The following is a 21,693-nucleotide window of genomic DNA, read 5'->3' on the forward strand; positions in this document are numbered from 1 at the left end:
TTTAATCTATTTTAAAATCTATCAGTATCTTTACCGCTCATTAATTTTTAAGATAAATGCAAATGAGTGTTGCTGAATTATTACAATCAGAGAATTTTTTACATGATGTAACTATTAAAGGATGGGTTCGTACGTTTAGAGCGAACCGGTTTATCGCCTTAAATGATGGTTCTACTATCAATAATATACAATGTGTTGTAGACTTTGAAAATACAGACGAGAATATTCTAAAAAGAATAACAACAGGTGCGGCGGTTAGCCTTTCTGGAACTTTAGTTGAAAGTCAAGGTAAAGGGCAGCGTGTTGAAATAGAAGTTAAAAATATTGAAATTTTAGGTGATTCTAATCCTGAAGAATACCCAATTCAGCCTAAAAAACACAGTTTTGAATTTTTACGTGAAAACGCTCACCTAAGAGTAAGAACAAATACTTTCAGTGCAGTAATGCGTGTGCGATCTGCTCTTTCTTTCGCTGTACATAAATACTTTACTGAAAACGGCTTTTATAATTTTCATGCTCCAATTATTACGGGTTCTGACGCTGAAGGGGCTGGTGAAATGTTCAGAGTAACCTCGATGGATCCTAAAAATCCGGCAACAGATGAAAATGGTGAAATTGATTATTCACAAGACTTTTTTGGTAAAGAAACTAATTTGACCGTTTCTGGTCAACTAGAAGCTGAAACTTATGCTATGGCATTAAGTAAAGTATATACTTTCGGCCCTACTTTTAGAGCAGAAAATTCTAATACGACTAGGCACTTAGCCGAATTCTGGATGATTGAGCCAGAAGTGGCATTTAATGACTTAGATGCTAATATGGATTTAGCTGAAGACTTTATTAAAAGTGTAATCAAATATATTTTAGAGCACTGCAAAGATGATTTAGTCTTTTTAGACGAACGCTTTACAAAAGAAGAACAATCTAAGCCGCAGCTAGAACGCAGTGACATGTCTTTATTAGAAAAACTGAATTTTGTTGCTGAAAACAACTTTAAACGTGTTACTTATACTGAAGCTATAGATATTTTAAGAAACTGTAAACCCAACAAAAAGAAAAAATTTCAATACATTATTAATGAATGGGGTGCTGACTTACAAAGTGAGCATGAACGTTTTTTAGTTGAAAAACACTTTAAATGTCCCGTAATTCTTTTTGATTATCCAGCAAATATTAAGGCGTTTTATATGCGTTTAAATGATGATGGTAAAACCGTTAGGGCCATGGATGTACTTTTTCCTGGAATTGGCGAAATAGTTGGCGGATCGCAAAGGGAAGAACGTTTAGATGTATTAAAAGAAAAAATAAAAGCCCTAGACATTGATGAAAAAGAGCTTTGGTGGTATTTAGATTTGCGTAAATTTGGAACCGCAGTACATTCTGGATTTGGACTAGGTTTTGAACGTTTGGTACAATTTTCAACTGGCATGGGTAATATCAGAGATGTTATTCCGTTTCCTAGAACACCACAGAACGCAGAATTTTAGATCTATTATTTAAAAATAAAAAAAATATGAAAAGAATACTAGTTGTTACAGCCTTATTCAGTGGCATCATTGGTTTCTCTCAAGAGGAGGAAGTAGTGGAAATTATGGAAGTGGAAGAAACCGTTATTGAAAGTACAGAATCTGGAAATGTAAATCAATATTACCAAAATTCTACAAGTGATATTGTAACTGGAGAAATAGATAAAACCCTTTTAATTTATAAGGGAAAAAACTCAAATCTATATGGATTAAAAGACAAATCAGGCAAGGTATTAGTAAAACCCATTTTTAATTCAATTAATTCTTATGGTTCCACTAAAGACAGAATAAAGGCTTCTTTAAGTTATGGTAAAGAAGGAATAATTGATCCAAAAGGAAACATTATAATTCCTTTTGAATACTCTAGCTTTTATTATAATAATACCCATAATATTTATACGACAAATAAAGATGGTAAATCTTACTTATTTGATTATTATGGAAATAAATTATTAAAAGAAGCATACGACGAAATTAGTATTGAAGACAACTATTTTAAAGTTAAAGAAAATGGTTTTTATGGTATTCTTAGTGCTGATGGCGAAGAACTCTTGCCTATTAAGTATGATCAAATAAACTATTTTCAGCAAGAAAATTGGTTTTTAATTACCAAAAATGGTGTAGATAATATAATTTATAATAATGGTAAAAACGTTTTTGGAAATAAATTCACTTCTGTTTCCAAATTAGATTATTATTTTAAATTTATTCTAGTTGAAAAAAATGGAAAGTTTGGAATTGTAGATAAAACAGGGAACGATATAACGCCTATTACTTTTGATGCTGTTGACAAAAATTATAATGGTAATTTTTTTATTATCAAACAAAATGGCAAATGGGGCTTGTATAATATTGTTTTTAAAAAGTTTCTAATTGAACCTAGTTATGACAATGTAAAAATGCTATCCAATAATTATTATTTATTACAATCACAAAATAAAAAAACACTAATTGATATTCTTCACAATAAAAAAATTGACTTTACGCCCTATGACGAAGTAAATAACTATATTTCTAAAAATATTGCAGTAGTTAAAGTTGACGGATTACGCGGTGCGGTAAATATTGATTCTGGAAAATTAATCATCCCAACAAAATATAATTATCTAGATGTTAATTCGAACTATATAAAAGCAAGTTTGCCTGATAACAGATTATCTGATATTTATAATTATGAAGGCGACCCTATTTATACAGATGTTAGTTTTATTAAAAGTTTAAATAATAATTACAACTATAGCAAAATAACATCAAAAGGAAAAATGGGACTGATGTATAAGGGTAAAGAAATAATCCCTACAGCATATGACCAAATAAAAGATTTTAATAAATCCGTATTTGTTTTGGTTAAAAAAGACAATAAAAGTGCCCTTGTTAGTATAGTTGATGGCAGTTTTTTGATACCTTTAAGTGCAGATCCAATAACGGTTGATGTTGAAAAGAATATCATATCGTATAAAAAGAAAAAATATAGTATTAGATTAAATAAACTTGTTGAAATAAAATAATTAATGCTAAAACAAAGTCTTCAATATAAATTATTACAAAAATTATCTCCTCAACAAATACAGTTGATGAAAATGATTCAACTGCCTACGCAGGCTTTTGAGCAAAAAATAAAACAAGAAATTGAAGAAAACCCAGCATTAGATAGCGGTAAAGATGAAGATGAAGATAGTGATCTTCAGAATGAATATGAAGACTCTGGTAATGAAAGCATAGAAACTGATGTAAATATTGATGAATATTTGAGTGATGATGAGATGCCTAATTATAAAATGCAAAGCAATAATTATAGTAGTGATGATGATGAAAAAAACATCCCTTATGCTTCTGGAACTTCATTCAACCAATTTTTAACCACCCAATTAAATACATTTAGGTTAAACGAATTAGAATATCAAATAGCGGCATTCTTAGTAGGCAGTATTGATGAAAGTGGATATATAAGAAGAGAAATTGATGATATTGTTGACGATTTAGCATTCTCTGAAAATGTTTTTACGGAAGCTGCTGAAGTAAAACGGATGTTAGGCTATGTCCAAAAATTAGATCCAGCAGGTGTGGGAGCACAAAGTTTAGAGGAGTGTTTACTCATACAATTAAAACGAAAATCAGTCACTAAAGAGAGAGCTTTAGCCATATCCATATTAGAAAAAGCATTCGAACATTTTGTAAAAAAGCACTATAAAAAATTAATTCAAAAATTCGATATAACAGAAGATGAATTAAAAGGTGCAATTCATGAAATAGAAAGATTAAATCCGAAACCTGGTGGATCCTTTGCAAATAGCAATAAAATTGTAGAGCAAATTGTTCCTGATTTTTCAATTCGAATAATTGAAGGCCAATTAGACTTGACGTTAAATTCAAGAAATGCTCCAGAATTGCACATTTCTAATGAATATAACAATATGTTAAAAGGATATGCTGCTTCTAAAGACAAATCAAAATCACAAAAAGATGCAGTTCAATTTATAAAGCAAAAACTCGATTCGGCAAAATGGTTTATTGACGCAATAAAACAACGTCAACAGACGCTTTTGCTTACAATGAATGCTATAATGCATATGCAGGAAGCCTATTTCTTAACAGGCGATGAACGTAAACTAAAACCAATGATCTTAAAGGACATTGCCGATACAATTCATATGGATGTATCAACTGTTTCGAGAGTTGCTAATAGTAAATATGTTGATACCCCTTATGGGACAAAACTTATAAAAAATTTCTTCTCGGAATCTATGATGACAGATCAAGGGGAAGAAGTTTCTACAAGAGAAATAAAAAAAATACTAGATACCGTTGTTAAAGAAGAGGATAAGAAAAAACCTTTAACCGACGAAAAACTAGCAAAAATATTAAAAGATAAAGGCTATTTGATAGCACGCAGAACAGTAGCAAAATACAGGGAACAATTAAATATTCCGGTAGCAAGATTACGAAAAGAAATTTAATAAAGACCGATGCAGTTTTCAAAACTAATTTCTTTTGTTTTTCACCCAATTATAATACCAATAGCAAGTGCTCTGTTGTATTTTATATTAATACCTAGTCATATATCTAAAGATGCCTCCTATCGTATCTTAGGGCTTATATTTATCGCCACTTATATTTTACCGGTAATTTTACTTTTCTTTTTAAAACAGACAAAATTAATAGATGATTTTTACCTAAAGTCAATTGATGAACGAAAGTTTCCAATTACCTTTTTTGCTATTTTAACTTTTCTATTAGGTAAATTGTTATTACACAAAATTGGTGTTGTAGATCTTTTAGCTCATTCCTTCTTTGCCTGTAGTTTGGCTTTAGGAGTAGTGTATGTGCTGTTTTATTTTAAAACTAAAACGAGCTTACACACATTAGCAATTGCCGGTCTTATTGGCTTTATTTCAGTTGTTAGTTATGAATACAAAAACAATTTACTACCAATTTTAATTGGTTTGTTTATATTGGTTGGAATTGTCGGAGTGGCTCGGTTAAAACTAAAAGCACATACATTAACTGAAGTGATACTTGGATTCTTTATTGGTTTCCTATCACAAATAATAATCTATGCATACTTTGCGATGCATATATATTAAGTAATTCTTTTCTAAAGTATATAAAAAATTAACCCAACTCTAAAATCTCTAATTGTAATAGGTATTTCTTCTTGCAGTGCTGCATCTGAAAATATATCTGACAATCCGTAATATACATTTAGGTTCCATGTTCCATAGCCCATTGAAAGTGACAAACCATATTGAAGTTTATTAATTTCATCAATTCCGTTTATCTTAACTATTTTATTATCATCATCCTTATATTTTGCATTCGTTGCAACTGCATAACTTATTTTCCCTCCAAAATAAATTCGATAGAACTTATAACTATCAATTGTAGAAGTACGCCAACGAAGCTCCAGTGGCATTTCTATTGCATGTATAGAAAACTTGTTACTATTAAAATTAGTTGCCACATCAAAGACGGAAACATTATTGGGTCTGGTAATTTTTAAATTCTGGTAATAAGTATGCCGACCATAACCCAAGCCAATACCTAAAGCTACATTACTTTTGTCATTTAGAGGTATATCTTTAATAAAACCTAAAGTTAAACTATTAGAAAACCCATTACTAGAAATACTATCTGGTAACTTATGCATAAGCATATAAGAAAGACCTATATAGATTTGATCTTCTAAATAATGTGTATCTTTTATTGTATCATTATTTTTCACGACATTACTTTGTGCTCCAAGTAAACCACTGATCATAAATAAAAATAAAAAACATTTTTTCATTGAACAAAAATAAATCAATTAGTTTATAAAGTAATAAAGCCGTTATATTACTATTTAATACTTAATAAACAAATATAAAAAACAAAAGGCAACCTTTTCAGATTGCCTTTTCAAATTATTTAAAAAATAATTATTTATTTAATATTATCTACTGCACTACCTTTTGTGGTAGAATAATTTATTTTAAGTGCATTAACATCTCTCAGTTGTAATTTAATGTCAGTAATAGTACCTACACTAGACTTACTGTCAGCCTTAATAGAAGTTGTTAAAAGTGGTATTTCTTGTTCAGAGTGTTGAGCTCTTTCTGCATAAATAAAACTTTTAATATCACCTACATTTGATATACGATCATTTAACTGAATTTTATCACCAGGCGTATTGTCTTTCGACTTACCAACATATATATAGCTTACCAAACTCTTTTTTTCTAGTTTTTTTACTTGATCAGCTGAAGGTAATTTAGGATTCTGAATCTTCAATTCTGTTTCACGCATTACAGTAGTTACCATAAAAAAGAATAACAACATAAAAACAATATCGGGTAAGGCCGCTGTATTTACAGCTGGCATTCCTTTTTTCTTCTTTCCAAACTTAGCCATATCTTATTTATTTTGTTGGTTCTGCCTCAGAAATAATTTGAGGATATATATTCTTACTTATTTCTTCTTGCTGTATTCCAGTTAAATCTTCAAAAGAACGTCCAAACTTCTTTTTAGCATACTTGTTTCTTAAATCAGTATATGCTCCAACAAGTTCATTTTGAACTGCTACATACATTGCATATGATGTACCTCTATCACTTTGTAGTGAAATTACAGCTTTCTTTGGATGATCTGATGATGATGGATCTTTATCACCTTCACACCAAGTACAAGCTGTTAAACCTGCACCTTGCAATTCAGCAGTAGTACCACCTCCATTATCAATAAACTTCATTGCAGCCTCTCTCAGATCTTTTACTTGCATATAAGTATCACTTTCAACTAAAATCTCATCATTTCGGTTAACGTTAACTTCAAATACATTCTTTTCTTTTAGTATCGGTGGTACTACATTAGGATCTTGCTTTTCTGGTAATTTACGCGATATACCAATATCGGTATCCATCGTGGTTGTTACCAAAAAGAATATTAATAACAAGAATGCAATATCTGCCATAGATCCTGCATTAATTTCAGGTGTGTCTCTTCTTGCCATAATATATTTATTTACCTAATGATTTAACAAATCCCCATCCAATTGTAAGCAAACCAATTAACCCTAAAATACCAGTAAAGTTAATTAAACCTGTAACTTTTTTTGTAAGGGCATGAGCTGCATCTCCTGTTAAAATTTTATCTGACATATCTTTAATTTCAACTGCCTTACCTTGAGCGTTTGTAGCTAAGTCGTCTCCAGCTGTAAAATAAGCTATTAGAAACAGACCAACAAAAATACCAAAGGTAATAAGAGTCTTTTTTAAAGATTCCGGATGTTTAACCAAATTTACTACTGAAAACACAAGAGTTATAATTGCGGCAGCATAAAGTAAAAGTGTTGAAAAAGTTATCATCGGATCTACTATACTACCCTGTAGGGCTGCATCAGTTTCAATTGCTTCATCTCCTGCCATAATAATTCTGACTAAGAAAAATACACCAATTAACCCTAAAACAGCAGCAATGATAGTTACTATTTTTGATTTATCCATGATTAATTATTTTTTATGTCTTATTAATAAATCTATTAAAGAAATTGAAGCATCTTCCATACTATTTACTATACTATCTACTTTAGAAATAATATAATTATAAAAAATCTGTAAGATAATGGCTACAATAAGACCAAATACAGTTGTTAAAAGTGCTACTTTAATACCAGTTGCAACAACACCTGGAGAAATATCATTAGCAGCCGCAATCGCGTCAAATGCACCAATCATACCAATTACAGTACCCATAAAACCTAGCATCGGAGCTAAGGCAATAAATAAAGATAACCAAGAAATATTTTTCTCTAATAATCCCATTTGAACTCCACCATAACTTACAACTGCCTTTTCAGCTTGGTCAACACCTTCATCCATTCTATCTAAACCTTGATAAAATATTGAGGCAACAGGCCCTTTTGTATTTCTACAAACTTCTTTTGCAGCTTCAACACCACCAGAAGATAATGCTTCATCTATATTGCTTACCAATTTTTTTGTATTAGTACTAGCAAGATTTAAATATATAATTCTTTCAATTGCAATTGCTAATCCTAAAATTAAGGTAATTAGTACAATTCCCATAAAGAAAGGTCCACCTTCAATAAAGCGTTGCTTTAAAATTTGGTGAAATGTTTTACTCTCTGCAGCAGCTTCATCTGCTTGCTCAGTTTGAACAGTTGTTAATGCATGACTGCTTTGTACTGTACCTAGAAATAATAATCCTGTGATTGCAAGGATAGTAAGTAGTTTTTTCATTGTTTGATTCTTAATTATTAATTTAGTTAACGGGTTAAAGATATAAATTTTTTTTATTATCCACAACATTTTTTGCGGAGAGAAAGGGATTCGAACCCTTGTTACAATTTCTCATAAATACGCTTTCCAAGCGTACGCCTTAAACCACTCGGCCACCTCTCCATCAAAGGTAATTATTTTTTTTTGTGGATGTCAAATAAAACATTTTTTTTTTAAGTGAAAAAATTATTTAGCTATAATTTAACTCATTTCTCCCCTTAAAGAGGTCTCAAATACACTTCTAAAGCTTTCTGTTGCTATATTTTCACCCAAAAGATACATTAATTTGGCAATTGCTGATTCGGTTGTGATGTCCTTTCCGTTAATTAAATTTAATTGCTTTAATTTAACACTTGTATCATATTGACCTAAAATCACGCTACCTCCTACACATTGTGTGACATCTATAATATGAATTCCTTTATCAATTGCATTTTTTAACAGGTCTAAAAACCACACATTTGTTGGTGCATTACCGGACCCATAAGTTTCTAATACAACCCCTTTTAAACTTTGAATCTCTAAAATAGCCCTTACAACTTCTTTGGTAATACCAGGAAACAATTTTAAAATAACAATATCATCGACGAGCTTTTTTCTAAATAAGGTCTTTTTATTCTTATCTGACTTTAGTAATAGATGATTTTCAAACTTCAAATGCACGCCACTTTCACCGATTGGCGGATAATTAGCGGATGCGAAAGCTTCAAATTGCTCTGCATTTATTTTAGTTGTTCTGTTTGCTCTATATAATTTATATTCAAAATACAACCCTACTTCTGTAACTAAAGGTTCATTATCGTTATTTTTAGCTGAGGCAATTTGAATCGCTGTGATTAAATTTTCTTTAGCATCAGTACGTAAATCACCAATGGGCAACTGCGAACCTGTAAAAATTACAGGTTTTGAAAGGTTTTCTATCATAAAACTTATGGCAGATGATGTATACGACATTGTATCTGAACCAGTCAGTACTACAAAACCATCTTTTTTATGATAATACTCTTCAATTATTTCAAGAATGTCAGCCCAATAATGCGTATTCATATTTGAAGAATCCATTGGCTCTTCAAAAGAAACACTTTCGACATTGCAATTCAATTGCTTTAACTCAGGAATTTTTTCAAAGAGATGATTAAAATCAAATGCCTTTAAAGCATTTGACTCATAATCTTTGACCATTCCTATGGTACCTCCAGTATATATTAATAATATCTCCGGCTTATTTGTCATATTGTCATCTTCAATATTAATTTTATACTTATTTCTTCTTAAAATTAACTTATTTTAGATAAATTAAGAAATTGGAATACTTTATGATATACATATTACTAATATTGTATATTTTTATGCAATATTAATCCCAGTAACAGGGATCAAGTAAAATAGGTATTATGACTTTAAACAAAAATAAGTCTTTAAATTAAACGAATAAACAATTATGATAGGATTTTATATATTAATAGGTGCAATTTCTCTAGTGAGTTGGTTGATAAGCAACAAGCTTAAAAGTAAATTTAAATATTACTCAAAAGTACAACTCAGAAATGGTATGAGTGGTGCAGAAATAGCAACAAAAATGTTAGCAGATCATGGAATTAGAGATGTTGAAGTCATTTCAACACCCGGTATGCTTACTGACCACTACAACCCTGCAAAGAAAACTGTAAATTTAAGTGAAGGTGTGTATAACCAGCGTAACGCTGCTGCTGCTGCTGTTGCAGCACACGAGGTAGGACATGCAGTACAACACGCTCAAGCTTACCAATGGTTAACGATGAGATCTAAATTAGTACCAGCTGTTAATATTACCTCAAAATTTTCACAATATATGGTTATTGGTGGTATCATATTAGGTGCCGCAACAAGTGGTGCCGCAGGCGGTATTGGATTTTATATCGCTGTTGCAGGCTTAGCGTTTATGGCCTTAGGAACTATTTTTAGTTTTATTACGCTTCCCGTTGAATATGACGCTAGTAACCGTGCTTTGGCATGGCTTAAGAATAAAAACATGTTAAGTCAAGAAGAATACAAAGGATCTGAAGATGCGTTAAAGTGGGCCGCTAGAACATATTTAGTTGCAGCATTAGGCTCTTTGGCAATGCTTTTATATTGGGGACTACAAATTTTAGGAAATAGGGACTAACTAGGTATTATAAATAAAAAAAAGGTAATTTTTCATCAAATGAAAAATTACCTTTTTTTATTGATGTTTGACAAATACGAAAGCTATATTTTTAACTGCCTTTCAATTTGCTGATCAAGTGAAATAAAAGTTTCAGTTCTAGAAACTCCTTTTATTCCCTGTATTTGTTTGTTCAACACCTCCATTAAATGCTCATTGTCTTTACATAAAACTTTTGCAAAAATAGCATAATTACCAGTTGTATAATGACTTTCAACAACCTCATCAATCTCCTTTAATCTCTTGAGGGCTTCTTTATATGTACTGGCAGCATCTAAGAAAATACCAACAAATGCGAGGGTTTTATAACCAAGGACTTTCGGATTAATAACAAATTTTGACCCAACAATTAATCCTGATTTTTCTAACTTCCTCAACCTTTGATGAATTGCAGCTCCGGAAATACCAACTTCTCTGGCTATACTTAATATAGGAGCTCTAGCATCTTCCATTAAATTTTTAAGAATAATCTTATCTATTCCATCTATATGTAAGTCCTTTTCCTTCATTTCGCTATAATTTTCAATCAAAAGTAAGTAAAATCATTTGTAGACATAAAAATTAAGCAAAAAAAATCCCGATAATTAAATCGGGATTTGTATTTGTGAAAAAATCTATTTTTCTATCATCTTAAAGTCTTCCATAAACTTAGTGGTATAATTACCTGCTAAATAATCTGGATGATCCATTAATTGTCTGTGAAAAGGTATTGTAGTCTTAATACCTTCAATCACGAATTCATCTAATGCTCTTTTCATTTTGTTAATTGCCTCTTCCCTCGTTTGAGCAGTAGTAATTAACTTCGCAATCATTGAATCGTAATAAGGTGGTATTACATAATCTGCATATACATGCGTATCAAGCCTAACTCCATGTCCTCCTGGCGAATGCAATGTTGTAATTCTACCTGGAGAAGGTCTAAAATCATTAAACGGATCTTCAGCGTTGATTCTACATTCTATTGAATGCAATTTCGGCATATAATTTTTACCTGAAATTGGTACACCAGCGGCAACTAAAATTTGCTCTTGAATAAGGTCAAAATCTATAACTTGTTCAGTTATTGGATGTTCAACTTGAATTCTGGTGTTCATTTCCATAAAATAGAAATTTCTATGCTTATCTACCAAAAATTCTATGGTACCTGCACCCTCGTATTTAATAAATTCGGCGGCATTAACTGCAGCCTCACCCATTTTTTTTCGCAAAGGCTTGGTCATAAAAGGTGAAGGAGTTTCTTCTGTTAATTTTTGATGACGACGTTGAATTGAACAATCTCTTTCTGACAAATGACAAGCTTTACCATAAGAATCACCAACAATCTGAATTTCTATATGGCGTGGTTCTTCAATAAGTTTCTCCATGTACATTCCGTCATTACCAAAAGAAGCTTTAGCTTCTTGTCTCGCATCATCCCATCCTTTTTTCAACTCTTCTTCTTTCCAAACAGCTCGCATTCCTTTTCCACCACCTCCCGCAGTTGCTTTAAGCATCACAGGATAACCTGTCTCTATTGCTATTTTTTGACATGATTCAAAGTCTTCAATAATACCATCACTACCAGGAACACATGGCACACCAGCCTCTTTCATTGTAGCTTTGGCAGATGCTTTATCACCCATTCTGTCTATCATTTCAGGTGAAGCTCCGATAAATTTAATATCGTGCTCTGCACACATTTTAGAAAATTTAGAATTTTCAGATAAAAATCCGTAACCTGGGTGTATGGCGTCAGCATTAGTAATTTCTGCTGCTGCCATTATATTTGACATTTTAAGATAAGACTCGCTACTCGCAGGTGGACCGATACAAACGGCCTCATCTGCAAACCTTACATGAAGACTTTCAGCATCTGCAGTTGAATATACAGCTACCGTTTTAATGCCCATCTCCTTGCAAGTACGTATAATTCGCAGTGCAATCTCTCCTCTATTTGCTATAAGTATTTTTTTAAACATAACTTTTCGTTTTAAAAATTCAATTTCCAAGCACCAAATTCCAAATAATTGGGTTCAGGATTTTATTGATTGGAATTTTCAATTGGTTATGATGGATCAACTAAAAATAATGGTTGATCAAATTCTACTGGAGATGAATCATCTACTAATATTTTAACAATTTTACCTGAAATTTCAGATTCAATTTCGTTAAAAAGTTTCATGGCTTCTATAATACAAACCGTGTCACCTTCATTAATAGTGCTACCAACTTCAACAAAAATTGGCTTATCTGGAGAAGGTCTTCTATAAAAAGTACCAATGATAGGAGATTTTATAGTTAAATATTTGTCATCTTCACTTACCGCTGCCGCAGGTTGAACTGGAACAGCTGAGATGTCTTGTGCAGGTGCTTGAGCTAGTTGCACAGGTGCAGTTGGTGCCTGATGAACGATAGTTGTTTCTGTTTTTTCAGCACCTGTTTTAATGGTTATTTTAACATCTTCCATTTCAAGTTTAACCTCGTTTGCACCCGATTTAGCAACAAACTTAATTAAGTTTTGTATGTCTTTTAAATCCATTTTATTTAGATTTTATAGTTAGTTATTTGAGTTGTATGCCCATTTTAAATAGATAGCTCCCCATGTGAAACCACCTCCAAATGCAGCAAAAATTATATTATCTCCTTTACGGAGTTGGTCTTCGTAATCAGCTAGCAACAATGGTAATGTAGCAGAAGTTGTATTCCCATACTTATGAATATTAACCATTACTTTATCCATGTCCAATCCAATTCTATTGGCCGTTGCTTCAATAATTCTATTATTTGCTTGATGTGGTGCTAACCAAGTAACATCCTCCTTAGTTAAATTATTTCTTTCTAAAATCTTTTCACTAACGTCAGCCATGTTCGATACTGCAAATTTAAATACAGTTCTCCCTTCTTGACGCACATAGTGTTGTCCATTTTTAACTGTTTCTTCTGAAGCTGGTAAAATAGAACCACCTGCTGCAACATTTAAAAACTCTCTACCACTACCGTCGCTTCGTAAATATTCATCTTGCAAACCTAAACCTTCTGTATTAGGTTCAAATAATGCGGCCCCTGCCCCATCACCAAAAATAATACAAGTAATTCTGTCTGTATAATCAATCATTGAAGAGTTCATGTCTGCACCTATAAGTAACACTTTTTTATACCTACCGGCTTCAATGTAACTTGATGCTGTAGACATTCCATATAGAAAACTTGAACAAGCCGATTCTAGATCAAATGAAAAAGCCTCTGTTGCTCCAATTTCTGAAGCTACAAAAGCTGCTGTAGATGCCGCCTGCATATCTGGTGTTGCCGTCCCTACAATTACTAAATCAATCTCTTTTGGATCTATATTTGACTTTGCAATTAAATCTTGAGCCGCTCTTATAGCCAAAAATGACGTCCCTTTTCCTGGTTCTTTTAATATCCTACGTTCCTTTATTCCTGTACGTGTAGTTATCCATTCATCATTCGTCTCAACCATGCTTTCTAACATTTTATTTGTTAGTACATGATCAGGAACATATTTTCCAACAGCTGTAATCGCAGCAGTAATTTTAGTCATATGTTTGTTTTAGTAGGTATTTTTTTGATAAAACAGTTTTCAAATGTAATGAAATTTATTTCGCTTTTTATCAAAATTAGCGTAGTTTTCGTTCTTTTTGACGAATAAACATAAAAAAACCCTCAAAAAAGAGGGTTTTTTGTGCTTAATTTTTTTTACTATGCAACAGCTTCTTCACTATCAATTACTATTTGACCGCGGTAATATAATTTACCTTCGTGCCAATGAGCTCTATGAAATAAATGTGCTTCACCTGTTGTTGGGTCTTTCGCTATTTGAGGAGTAGTCGCTTTATAATGTGTTCTTCTCTTATCTCTTCTTTGCTTAGAAATTTTTCTTTTAGGATGTGCCATTTTATACTTTTTTATCGGTTATCAGTCCTTTTAATTTATCCCATCTAGGATCAGAACCTTCTTTATTAATTATTATTTCTTTTGGTTTTAACTCTTCTAACTTATCTAATATTTCCGACGTTAAACTTCCATCTTTTACTCCTGGATGAACTTTTTTTGACGGAATTGCCAATATAATCATTTCATAAATATATTGCGAAACATCAACTTCATAAGCTTCATGAGGCAATATTAAAATATCAATATCATCATCATTAAATTCTTCGCCAAATGTAACAACTAAATCTAACTTCGCTTTTATTGGTTGTTCAAATAACTCATTGGTTAAATCACAAACAACCTCAACAACACCCTTCGCATTAAAACTAAGCTCAATTAAAGTGCTTTTTTTATTAAAATCTAATTGCACTAAAATATCAGCATCACAAACATCATCATATTGATAAAACTCAAAGAACTCCTTATTTATTTGAAACTCAAACTTATGATTGGCTTCTTTCAATCCTTTAAAAGGAATAACAAACATTTTCTTTTTCATGCGTTCATATCTATTGTTTTTCAATGGTCACATGCAGTTCGCTATTAATCATTACCCATTGATGATAAAATTTAGAACATGCTCGTTTCATAACTTCCATCAAAAATGAGCGTGCAAATGTAATAAAAATTTTACAATTATTATTTTCTTGTACGTAATTTATTTTTAGTTAGCTCATTATACTCCGATCTGTTCTTAAACACATCCATTGCAGTATATAATGCTTCCTTAAATGAATTATTGCTAGCTTCACCTTTTCCTGCAATTTCAAAGGCCGTTCCATGATCGGGCGAAGTTCTAATCTTACTCAATCCTGCTGTAAAATTAACACCATTACCAAAAGATAATGTCTTAAAAGGTGCCAAACCTTGATCATGATACATGGCCAAAATACCGTCAAATTTTTTATAAGCACCTGACCCAAAAAAACTATCAGCAGAATACGGACCATAAATTAGCTTATCATCAGCCTGTAATTTTTCTAAAGTTGGCCTTATAACGGTATCATCTTCTTCACCGATAACACCATTATCACCACAATGAGGATTCAACCCTAACACCGCAATTTTAGGTTTACTTATTTTAAAATCCTGTACAAGTGCGTTGTACATTAAATTAACTTTACATTCAATTAGTTCTGGCGTAATAGTCTCCGCAACCTTCTGTATCGGTATATGCCCAGTTATGAGTCCTATTTTTAACTCATCGGTCATTAAAATCATTAAACTTTCACCTTCCAAATTTGCCTCTAAATATTCAGTATGTCCACTAAATTTAAAATCTTCAGATTGAATGTTATGTTTATTAATAGGAGCAGTCACCAATACATCAATGTCATTTTGCTTTAATGCATTTGTTGCCGCTTGCAATGAGACTAAAGCATACTTACCGCCTAAAGCAGTTTCTTTACCAAACTCAACCTCAACTTGCTCTTTCCAAACGTTAACTAAGTTAACTTTATTAGGTACGCATTTAGAAACTGAATCTACTCCATGTGTTTGTGTATGAATATTCAATTCTTTTTTATGAATTGAAAGTATTTTATTGGAAGCGAAAATTAGAGGAGTACACAATTCTAACATCCTTGGATCTTCAAATGTTTTTAATATTATTTCTATTCCAATACCATTTATATCTCCAACAGAAATACCTACTCTTATGGTTTCATTTTTCTTCATTATCATTAAATTTCACCAACTTTTAAAACGCAGTTCTAATTAAGTCGATTGTTACTGCTCGTGTTTTCAATTAAATGCCAAGTATACGTTTTCATGCAGCAATTAAATTCGTATTTTTGAGCATACAAAAGTACTGATTAAAATTAATATAAATGTTTACAGGAATTATAGAATCTTTAGGAGAAGTTATTGCACTAAAAAAGGATAAAACAAATCTTCATATTACCATAAAAAGTAAAATTACAGAGGCGTTGAAAATTGACCAAAGTGTTGCTCACAACGGCGTCTGCTTAACAGTGATTAAAATTAACAATAATGCATACACTGTCACTGCAATAGACGAAACATTAACTAAAACAAATTTAAACAAACTCAAAGTTAATGATAGCGTCAATTTAGAAAGAGCAATGAAATTAGGAGATAGGCTTGATGGACATATCGTACAAGGTCATGTGGATCAAACAGGTAAGTGTCTTGCTATTGAAGAACAAAACGGAAGTTGGATTTTTACTTTTGAGTATAATGAAGGCACAGACAACATTACTATAGAGAAGGGCTCTGTAACAATTAATGGAGTAAGCTTAACCGTATTAAACTCCAATAAAAATAAGTTTAGTGTCGCAATAATACCTTATACGTATATGCATACAAACTTTAGTTCAATAAAAATTAATGATTTGGTAAATTTAGAATTTGATGTAATAGGAAAATATGTTGCTAAATTAACGAAGTCTTATAATAATTAGTCTTCTTTTCTTAACTTTTTGACTCCGTACCCAATACCTACAACTAACAACAGACCTAAACCTCCGTCAATTGGGTTTGCAGGTGGTGTACCATTATCTACAGGACCTCCTCCTCCGGGAGCTGGTGGACCTTGTCCTCCTCCTTGAGCAAATACACTGGTTGTCGTTAAAACTAACAACGCAAATGATAAAAACACTAAATACTTTTTTAACATATACTTCCCCTTTTTGCAAGTACTAACGAAAAACTCGTTAATTAATTGCAAATATATAAATTCTTTTTTAGGATTAGTCGGTTAACTGCCTTTAATTTTAATGTTTGAGTTTAAAATTGCAACTCAAATAAACTTGTCCTTCTTTTATTAATGATATCGCAAAATTTACTTTAAATTTCAAAAAGACCACTAATAATTTCAACAAATCAACGAACCTACATAACGAAAATTTCTTGTAAATTTTCATTTCCTAATTTCATAACAGTGGACCCAGAAGGGCTCGAACCTTCGACCCCCTGATTATGAGTCAGGTGCTCTAACCAACTGAGCTATGGGTCCAAATTTGGAGTGCAATATTACTATTTATTTACAAACTTTACAATATTTTAGCAATATTTGATTGATCATTTATATTTTCCTTTCCATCAAACGATTCGCAAAACTTACTAAGCTTGACTTTTTAAACTTACTAACAGTTAGGTTTTCAATGTTTTGAATAGCCATAGCTGTATATTTTTGAATTTCCAATTCTATTAATAATGGGATTTTATAAGTATCAAATAAAGTGATTACACTTTCAATTTTACGCTCAGAATACTCTTTTGTACTATAAAATTGAATCAACTGTTCTCTATCTTCTTCATTTGCTAACTCTAAAGCCTTTAAAAATAAAAACGTTTTTTTATTTTCAATAATATCACCTGCCTTTTGTTTTCCAAAATCTTCTACCGCATATATATCCAAATAATCATCTTGTAATTGAAATGCTATTCCCAAATTCAACCCATAATTATAAACATTTTTTGAATCTTCATCACTTGCTCCAGCTATTATGGCTCCAAACTTTAGGGATGCTGCCACTAATACTGCTGTTTTTTGAGTTATCATTGCCACGTATTGATTCACATCCACATTAAATGTAGTTTCAAAATCAAAATCATATTGCTGACCCTCACACACTTCTAGAGCAGTTTTTGTAAACAATGTATTTAATGCTTTATACGTTTTTCCTTCATATGATTCTAATAATTGTTGAGCCCAAACCAACAATGCATCACCAGACAATATTCCTGTGTTTAAATTCCATTTATTATGGACTGTTACATTTCCTCTTCTTAAAGGAGCTGCATCCATTATATCATCATGAATTAATGAAAAATTATGAAACATTTCTATAGCCAAAGCAGCATCTAATGCAGTTTCAACCTTTCCTCCAAAAATATCACAACTCAATAAACACATGACTGGCCGTAACCTTTTACCTCCTATATTTAATATATAATATATAGGTTCATATAAATTTACTGGTTCTTTTACTTCGATTTTATCTGATAAATGCCCTAAAAACAGCTTTTTATAACTTTCTAATTCCAAATTTTAATATTTTTTGTAAAAATAACGTAATGATTTGTAAAAGAAAATAGAAATAAATAAATTTTACAAAACTTTGGAAACTTTTTTTGTTTATTAAGTTTCCGTATTGTATTTTTGCCGTAATTATGAAGGATAAAATATTAAATACAGCTTCTGATTTATTTATGAATTACGGATTCAAAAGCGTAACTATGGATGATATTGCTCATAAAATGGGTATTTCAAAGAAAACCATATATCAGCATTATGCAAATAAAACAAAACTTGTTGAGGCGACAACATTGCACACTTTCAATATGATAAGCAGTGGTATAAATGGAATTTGTGCATTAAATAAAAACCCTATTGATGAAATATTTGAAATAAAAATATTTGTTATGAATTTTCTAAAAGATGAAAAGACATCTCCTCAATATCAATTACAAAAATATTATCCTAAGCTTTTTACTACTTTAAACAAAAAACAGTTTGAAGTTATGGACACTTGTGTTAAGGAAAATTTATCACGAGGCTTAGCCCAAAAACTTTATAGAGACTCTATTGATATAGACTTTATATCAATTTTATATTTTCATAATATGGTTTCTTTAAAAAACCAAGAACTATTTTCAAACAAGCAATTCCCTATTAGTTCACTTATGGATAATTATTTAGAGTACCACTTAAGAGGAATTTGTACACCTAAAGGCCTAGAGGTTTTAAACACAATTATTGACAATAAATAACATATATAAATGAATAAATTTTCACTACTTATTGTATGCCTTCTATTAACGACCTATGGGTTTTCGCAAGAAAATTCTAAAAGTTTTAGTTTACAACAAGCTATTGACTTTGCATTAGAGAATAATAGAACAGCTAAAAATGCTTTGCTGGATATAGATGCTGCAAAAAAGCAAAAATGGGAGACAACGGCAATTGGATTACCACAAGTTGATGCTTCTATAAATTACAACAACTGGTTAAAACAGCAAGTCTCATTAATACCTGCCGAATTTTTTGGAGGAAATGCAGGAGAATATGCTGAAGTTGTCTTTAGCACAAAACAATCTATGGATGCAACGGTAACCCTAAAACAATTGTTGTTTGATGGCTCCTATTTAGTAGGGTTGCAATCTGCAAAAGTATTTTTAGAAATATCAAAAAATGCAAAAGAAAAGACTGATTTAGAAATTAGAAAAGCTGTTATTAATGCCTATGGTAATGTTCTATTAGCCGAAGAAAGTGTTAAAATACTCGAAAAAAACAAAGCTGTTTTACAAAAGAATCTTAATGAAACTACTAAAATTTATGAAAATGGATTAGAGGAAGAAGAAAGTGTAGAACAACTACAAATAACCTTATCTGGCATTGAAAGCAACTTAAACAATACTTTAAGGTTAAAGACCTTGGCGTATCAAATGTTGAACATAACAATTGGTTTAGATTTGAATACAAACACCACCTTGCTTGATGATTTAGAAAATTTAACCAATCAAAACATATCATTAGAGCTTTTAAATTATGGAGAAAACGTAGAAAACACCATTGATTATAAAATAGCATTTAACGACAAAACATCAAAAGAGCTATTACTTAAACTTGAAAAAAGTAAAGCACTTCCAACTTTAAACGCATTTATTAATGGCGGTTATACTGGTTATAGTGAAGATTTTTCATTTGCAAAAAGTAATCAACAATGGTTTGGATCTTCATTATTTGGAGTGAGTTTAAATATCCCAATATTTAGTTCTGGTATGCGTAGTTCAGCTACTCAACGTGCCAAAATTAACTTAAAAAAAAGCAATAACGATTTAACTGAAACTGAACAGCAGTTGCTCTTACAAATAGAATCAGCAAAAAGTAATTATCAATTTGCAATTGAAGATTATCAAAACAAAAAGAAAAACTTAAACTTGGCAGAACGCATAGAAAAAAAGAATCAAATAAAATTCTTTGAAGGAATTTCCACCAGCTTCGAATTAAGACAAGCACAAATTCAATTATATGCTGCTCAACAAGAATTTTTACAAACGATGCTAGATGTTATTAATGAGAAAGCAGCTCTCGAAACTATTTTAAATACACCAAACAACTAAGATAAATAATATGAAAAATATAATTTCAACATTAATAGTTACACTTCTAATTGTATCATGTGGAGGTGAAGAAAGTAAGAATTCCGTCGAGAATATTTTAGAAACTAACAATTTAGAAAAAATACGTGCTAAACGTTCTGAACTTGTAAATGATCAGCAAGCGATACATGACAAAATAAAGTTGTTAGACGAAGCTATTTCAACTATAGATACAGTTCAAAATGTACCACTAATAACAACAATTACAGCAAAACAAGAAGTATTTAAACATGTTTTAGAAATTCAAGGGAATGTAACTACTAAAAATCTTCTTGTAATTTATCCTGAATATAATGGCATTCTTTCAAGAATTTATGTTAAAGAAGGACAAAAAGTGAGTAAAGGCCAACTATTGGCTAAAGTTGATGATGGTGGGTTAAGTCAACAATTATCTCAAATACAAATTCAAGCGGATTTAGCAAAAACGACTTTTGAGCGTCAAAAAAGACTTTGGGATCAAAACATAGGTAGTGAAATTCAATATTTACAAGCAAAATCAACTTACGAATCGCAAACAGAATCGGTTAATCAAATGAAGCAACAATTAGGTAAAACTAATATAAGAGCTCCGTTTTCTGGTGTGATAGATGATATCATCACTGAACAAGGAAGTGTTGTAGCGGCCGGCCAATCACAATTAATGCGTATTATTAATCTTGATAATATGTATATAGAAACTGATGTTCCTGAAAGTTATATATCAAATGTTACTAAAGGCAAAGATGTAACTGTAAACTTCCCCGTTTTAGGACAAGAAATAAAAACTACTATCCGACAAGCGGGTGATTTTATCAATCCTGCTAATAGAACCTTCAAAGTTGAAGTTGCTGTACCTAATAAAGACAAATCAATCAAACCTAATTTGACTGCAAAACTTAAGATTAACGATTACACTAATGAAAAAGCAGTGTTAATTCCACAAAGTATCATTTCTGAAAATGCTGATGGCGAACAATATATTTATATTGTTTCTGATAAAAATGCTAAAGAAGAAGGTGTCGCTAAAAAAGTTATTATTAAAACTGGTAAAACTCAAGGTGATGTTATTGAAGTACTTGAAGGTATTGAGAGCGGCTCCGAAATTATTAAAGAAGGAGCTCGTAGTGTAAAAGATGGGCAAACCGTAAAAGTGATAAAATATTAAACCAAA

24 protein-coding genes and 2 tRNA genes are annotated in these 21,693 nt (G+C 31.3%); 9 read left to right on the top strand and 17 right to left on the bottom strand.

Features of this window, described 5'->3' with window-relative positions; all coding sequences use genetic code 11:
- Positions 1–62 precede the first annotated feature (62 nt).
- Genes asnS through JBL43_RS19250 form a run of 4 tightly spaced genes read left to right on the top strand, consistent with a single transcriptional unit; the run spans position 63 to position 5,110 of the window.
- Positions 63–1,487, top strand: a complete 1,425-nt coding sequence (asnS, locus tag JBL43_RS19235) for an asparagine--tRNA ligase (RefSeq protein WP_438839438.1) — start codon at positions 63–65, stop codon at positions 1,485–1,487.
- Positions 1,488–1,513: 26 nt separating this feature from the next.
- Positions 1,514–3,034, top strand: a complete 1,521-nt coding sequence (locus JBL43_RS19240; RefSeq protein WP_198842987.1) for a WG repeat-containing protein — start codon at positions 1,514–1,516, stop codon at positions 3,032–3,034.
- A gap of 3 nt (positions 3,035–3,037) precedes the next feature.
- Positions 3,038–4,483 (top strand): RNA polymerase factor sigma-54, encoded by a 1,446-nt coding sequence (gene rpoN, locus JBL43_RS19245; protein ID WP_198842988.1) that lies wholly within the window; start codon positions 3,038–3,040, stop codon positions 4,481–4,483.
- Between the two features lie 9 nt (positions 4,484–4,492).
- Positions 4,493–5,110: a hypothetical protein gene (locus tag JBL43_RS19250; RefSeq protein ID WP_198842989.1), complete on the top strand. Its 618-nt coding sequence runs from the start codon at positions 4,493–4,495 to the stop codon at positions 5,108–5,110.
- 11 nt (positions 5,111–5,121) lie between these two features.
- Here the strand turns inward: JBL43_RS19250 and JBL43_RS19255 are convergent, their stop codons facing one another.
- The 7 genes from JBL43_RS19255 to JBL43_RS19285 all read right to left on the bottom strand — a co-directional run bounded on the left by JBL43_RS19255 (position 5,122) and on the right by JBL43_RS19285 (position 9,532).
- Complete coding sequence (locus JBL43_RS19255; RefSeq protein ID WP_198842990.1) at positions 5,122–5,811, bottom strand: porin family protein; 690 nt, start codon at positions 5,809–5,811, stop codon at positions 5,122–5,124.
- A gap of 134 nt (positions 5,812–5,945) precedes the next feature.
- Positions 5,946–6,413, bottom strand: coding sequence for an ExbD/TolR family protein (locus JBL43_RS19260; RefSeq protein ID WP_198842991.1), 468 nt, complete (start codon positions 6,411–6,413; stop codon positions 5,946–5,948).
- A gap of 7 nt (positions 6,414–6,420) precedes the next feature.
- Positions 6,421–7,011, bottom strand: a complete 591-nt coding sequence (locus tag JBL43_RS19265) for an ExbD/TolR family protein (protein WP_198842992.1) — start codon at positions 7,009–7,011, stop codon at positions 6,421–6,423.
- 7 nt (positions 7,012–7,018) lie between these two features.
- Positions 7,019–7,504 carry a hypothetical protein gene (locus JBL43_RS19270; protein ID WP_198842993.1) on the bottom strand — a complete coding sequence of 162 codons (486 nt, stop codon included), beginning with the start codon at positions 7,502–7,504 and terminating at the stop codon, positions 7,019–7,021.
- 6 nt (positions 7,505–7,510) lie between these two features.
- Positions 7,511–8,260 (bottom strand): MotA/TolQ/ExbB proton channel family protein, encoded by a 750-nt coding sequence (locus JBL43_RS19275; RefSeq protein ID WP_198842994.1) that lies wholly within the window; start codon positions 8,258–8,260, stop codon positions 7,511–7,513.
- 75 nt (positions 8,261–8,335) lie between these two features.
- Positions 8,336–8,422 (bottom strand) — tRNA-Ser (locus tag JBL43_RS19280).
- A gap of 78 nt (positions 8,423–8,500) precedes the next feature.
- A complete protein-coding gene (locus JBL43_RS19285; RefSeq protein ID WP_198842995.1) occupies positions 8,501–9,532 on the bottom strand; it encodes an asparaginase in 1,032 nt (343 codons plus the stop codon).
- Positions 9,533–9,740: 208 nt separating this feature from the next.
- Between JBL43_RS19285 and JBL43_RS19290 the strand changes: the two genes are divergently transcribed.
- Complete coding sequence (locus JBL43_RS19290) at positions 9,741–10,445, top strand: zinc metallopeptidase (protein WP_198842996.1); 705 nt, start codon at positions 9,741–9,743, stop codon at positions 10,443–10,445.
- Between the two features lie 83 nt (positions 10,446–10,528).
- On the opposite strand, the gene JBL43_RS19295 is transcribed toward JBL43_RS19290, so the two are convergent.
- The 7 genes from JBL43_RS19295 to pdxA all read right to left on the bottom strand — a co-directional run bounded on the left by JBL43_RS19295 (position 10,529) and on the right by pdxA (position 16,091).
- Positions 10,529–10,993: an Lrp/AsnC ligand binding domain-containing protein gene (locus tag JBL43_RS19295; protein WP_138948120.1), complete on the bottom strand. Its 465-nt coding sequence runs from the start codon at positions 10,991–10,993 to the stop codon at positions 10,529–10,531.
- 105 nt (positions 10,994–11,098) lie between these two features.
- Positions 11,099–12,442, bottom strand: coding sequence for an acetyl-CoA carboxylase biotin carboxylase subunit (accC, locus tag JBL43_RS19300; RefSeq protein WP_198842997.1), 1,344 nt, complete (start codon positions 12,440–12,442; stop codon positions 11,099–11,101).
- A gap of 86 nt (positions 12,443–12,528) precedes the next feature.
- Positions 12,529–13,002: an acetyl-CoA carboxylase biotin carboxyl carrier protein gene (gene accB, locus JBL43_RS19305; RefSeq protein ID WP_198842998.1), complete on the bottom strand. Its 474-nt coding sequence runs from the start codon at positions 13,000–13,002 to the stop codon at positions 12,529–12,531.
- Positions 13,003–13,020: 18 nt separating this feature from the next.
- On the bottom strand, positions 13,021–14,022 hold the full coding sequence (locus tag JBL43_RS19310) for a beta-ketoacyl-ACP synthase III (protein WP_198842999.1): 1,002 nt from the start codon (positions 14,020–14,022) through the stop codon (positions 13,021–13,023).
- 158 nt (positions 14,023–14,180) lie between these two features.
- Positions 14,181–14,375 (bottom strand): 50S ribosomal protein L32, encoded by a 195-nt coding sequence (gene rpmF, locus JBL43_RS19315; protein WP_198843000.1) that lies wholly within the window; start codon positions 14,373–14,375, stop codon positions 14,181–14,183.
- 1 nt (position 14,376) lies between these two features.
- Positions 14,377–14,913: a YceD family protein gene (locus JBL43_RS19320; protein ID WP_198843001.1), complete on the bottom strand. Its 537-nt coding sequence runs from the start codon at positions 14,911–14,913 to the stop codon at positions 14,377–14,379.
- 140 nt (positions 14,914–15,053) lie between these two features.
- A complete protein-coding gene (gene pdxA, locus JBL43_RS19325) occupies positions 15,054–16,091 on the bottom strand; it encodes a 4-hydroxythreonine-4-phosphate dehydrogenase PdxA (RefSeq protein ID WP_198843002.1) in 1,038 nt (345 codons plus the stop codon).
- 152 nt (positions 16,092–16,243) lie between these two features.
- On the opposite strand from pdxA, the gene JBL43_RS19330 reads away from it, so the two are divergent.
- Positions 16,244–16,837: a riboflavin synthase gene (locus JBL43_RS19330; RefSeq protein WP_198843003.1), complete on the top strand. Its 594-nt coding sequence runs from the start codon at positions 16,244–16,246 to the stop codon at positions 16,835–16,837.
- Here the strand turns inward: JBL43_RS19330 and JBL43_RS19335 are convergent.
- From JBL43_RS19335 to JBL43_RS19345, 3 genes are all read right to left on the bottom strand, one after another.
- Positions 16,834–17,052 carry a PID-CTERM protein-sorting domain-containing protein gene (locus tag JBL43_RS19335; RefSeq protein ID WP_198843004.1) on the bottom strand — a complete coding sequence of 73 codons (219 nt, stop codon included), beginning with the start codon at positions 17,050–17,052 and terminating at the stop codon, positions 16,834–16,836. The two genes, JBL43_RS19330 and JBL43_RS19335, sit on opposite strands and share 4 nt — an antisense overlap.
- 265 nt (positions 17,053–17,317) lie before the next feature.
- Positions 17,318–17,391, bottom strand: a tRNA-Ile gene (locus JBL43_RS19340).
- A 69-nt stretch (positions 17,392–17,460) separates the two neighbouring features.
- Complete coding sequence (locus JBL43_RS19345; protein ID WP_198843005.1) at positions 17,461–18,426, bottom strand: polyprenyl synthetase family protein; 966 nt, start codon at positions 18,424–18,426, stop codon at positions 17,461–17,463.
- A gap of 191 nt (positions 18,427–18,617) precedes the next feature.
- Between JBL43_RS19345 and JBL43_RS19350 the strand changes: the two genes are divergently transcribed.
- Genes JBL43_RS19350 through JBL43_RS19360 form a run of 3 tightly spaced genes read left to right on the top strand, consistent with a single transcriptional unit; the run spans position 18,618 to position 21,687 of the window.
- Complete coding sequence (locus JBL43_RS19350) at positions 18,618–19,151, top strand: TetR/AcrR family transcriptional regulator (RefSeq protein ID WP_317193473.1); 534 nt, start codon at positions 18,618–18,620, stop codon at positions 19,149–19,151.
- 9 nt (positions 19,152–19,160) lie between these two features.
- On the top strand, positions 19,161–20,504 hold the full coding sequence (locus JBL43_RS19355) for a TolC family protein (protein ID WP_198843007.1): 1,344 nt from the start codon (positions 19,161–19,163) through the stop codon (positions 20,502–20,504).
- 10 nt (positions 20,505–20,514) lie between these two features.
- Positions 20,515–21,687, top strand: coding sequence for an efflux RND transporter periplasmic adaptor subunit (locus JBL43_RS19360; RefSeq protein WP_198843008.1), 1,173 nt, complete (start codon positions 20,515–20,517; stop codon positions 21,685–21,687).
- The last annotated feature ends 6 nt before the right edge of the window (positions 21,688–21,693 follow it).

The sequence above is a fragment of the Aureibaculum flavum genome, assembly GCF_016406085.1.
Classification (GTDB): Bacteria; Bacteroidota; Bacteroidia; order Flavobacteriales; family Flavobacteriaceae; genus Aureibaculum; species Aureibaculum flavum.

What these genes read in the sequence shown, in the direction of transcription:
- asnS (WP_438839438.1), top strand. Translation starts at nt 63, where the DNA reads ATGAGTGTTGCTGAATTATTACAATCAGAGAATTTTTTACATGATGTA.
- JBL43_RS19240 (WP_198842987.1), top strand. Translation starts at nt 1,514, where the DNA reads ATGAAAAGAATACTAGTTGTTACAGCCTTATTCAGTGGCATCATTGGT.
- rpoN (WP_198842988.1), top strand. Translation starts at nt 3,038, where the DNA reads ATGCTAAAACAAAGTCTTCAATATAAATTATTACAAAAATTATCTCCT.
- JBL43_RS19250 (WP_198842989.1), top strand. Translation starts at nt 4,493, where the DNA reads ATGCAGTTTTCAAAACTAATTTCTTTTGTTTTTCACCCAATTATAATA.
- JBL43_RS19255 (WP_198842990.1), bottom strand. Translation starts at nt 5,811, where the DNA reads ATGAAAAAATGTTTTTTATTTTTATTTATGATCAGTGGTTTACTTGGA.
- JBL43_RS19260 (WP_198842991.1), bottom strand. Translation starts at nt 6,413, where the DNA reads ATGGCTAAGTTTGGAAAGAAGAAAAAAGGAATGCCAGCTGTAAATACA.
- JBL43_RS19265 (WP_198842992.1), bottom strand. Translation starts at nt 7,011, where the DNA reads ATGGCAAGAAGAGACACACCTGAAATTAATGCAGGATCTATGGCAGAT.
- JBL43_RS19270 (WP_198842993.1), bottom strand. Translation starts at nt 7,504, where the DNA reads ATGGATAAATCAAAAATAGTAACTATCATTGCTGCTGTTTTAGGGTTA.
- JBL43_RS19275 (WP_198842994.1), bottom strand. Translation starts at nt 8,260, where the DNA reads ATGAAAAAACTACTTACTATCCTTGCAATCACAGGATTATTATTTCTA.
- JBL43_RS19285 (WP_198842995.1), bottom strand. Translation starts at nt 9,532, where the DNA reads ATGACAAATAAGCCGGAGATATTATTAATATATACTGGAGGTACCATA.
- JBL43_RS19290 (WP_198842996.1), top strand. Translation starts at nt 9,741, where the DNA reads ATGATAGGATTTTATATATTAATAGGTGCAATTTCTCTAGTGAGTTGG.
- JBL43_RS19295 (WP_138948120.1), bottom strand. Translation starts at nt 10,993, where the DNA reads ATGAAGGAAAAGGACTTACATATAGATGGAATAGATAAGATTATTCTT.
- accC (WP_198842997.1), bottom strand. Translation starts at nt 12,442, where the DNA reads ATGTTTAAAAAAATACTTATAGCAAATAGAGGAGAGATTGCACTGCGA.
- accB (WP_198842998.1), bottom strand. Translation starts at nt 13,002, where the DNA reads ATGGATTTAAAAGACATACAAAACTTAATTAAGTTTGTTGCTAAATCG.
- JBL43_RS19310 (WP_198842999.1), bottom strand. Translation starts at nt 14,022, where the DNA reads ATGACTAAAATTACTGCTGCGATTACAGCTGTTGGAAAATATGTTCCT.
- rpmF (WP_198843000.1), bottom strand. Translation starts at nt 14,375, where the DNA reads ATGGCACATCCTAAAAGAAAAATTTCTAAGCAAAGAAGAGATAAGAGA.
- JBL43_RS19320 (WP_198843001.1), bottom strand. Translation starts at nt 14,913, where the DNA reads ATGAAAAAGAAAATGTTTGTTATTCCTTTTAAAGGATTGAAAGAAGCC.
- pdxA (WP_198843002.1), bottom strand. Translation starts at nt 16,091, where the DNA reads ATGAAGAAAAATGAAACCATAAGAGTAGGTATTTCTGTTGGAGATATA.
- JBL43_RS19330 (WP_198843003.1), top strand. Translation starts at nt 16,244, where the DNA reads ATGTTTACAGGAATTATAGAATCTTTAGGAGAAGTTATTGCACTAAAA.
- JBL43_RS19335 (WP_198843004.1), bottom strand. Translation starts at nt 17,052, where the DNA reads ATGTTAAAAAAGTATTTAGTGTTTTTATCATTTGCGTTGTTAGTTTTA.
- JBL43_RS19350 (WP_317193473.1), top strand. Translation starts at nt 18,618, where the DNA reads ATGGATGATATTGCTCATAAAATGGGTATTTCAAAGAAAACCATATAT.
- JBL43_RS19355 (WP_198843007.1), top strand. Translation starts at nt 19,161, where the DNA reads ATGAATAAATTTTCACTACTTATTGTATGCCTTCTATTAACGACCTAT.
- JBL43_RS19360 (WP_198843008.1), top strand. Translation starts at nt 20,515, where the DNA reads ATGAAAAATATAATTTCAACATTAATAGTTACACTTCTAATTGTATCA.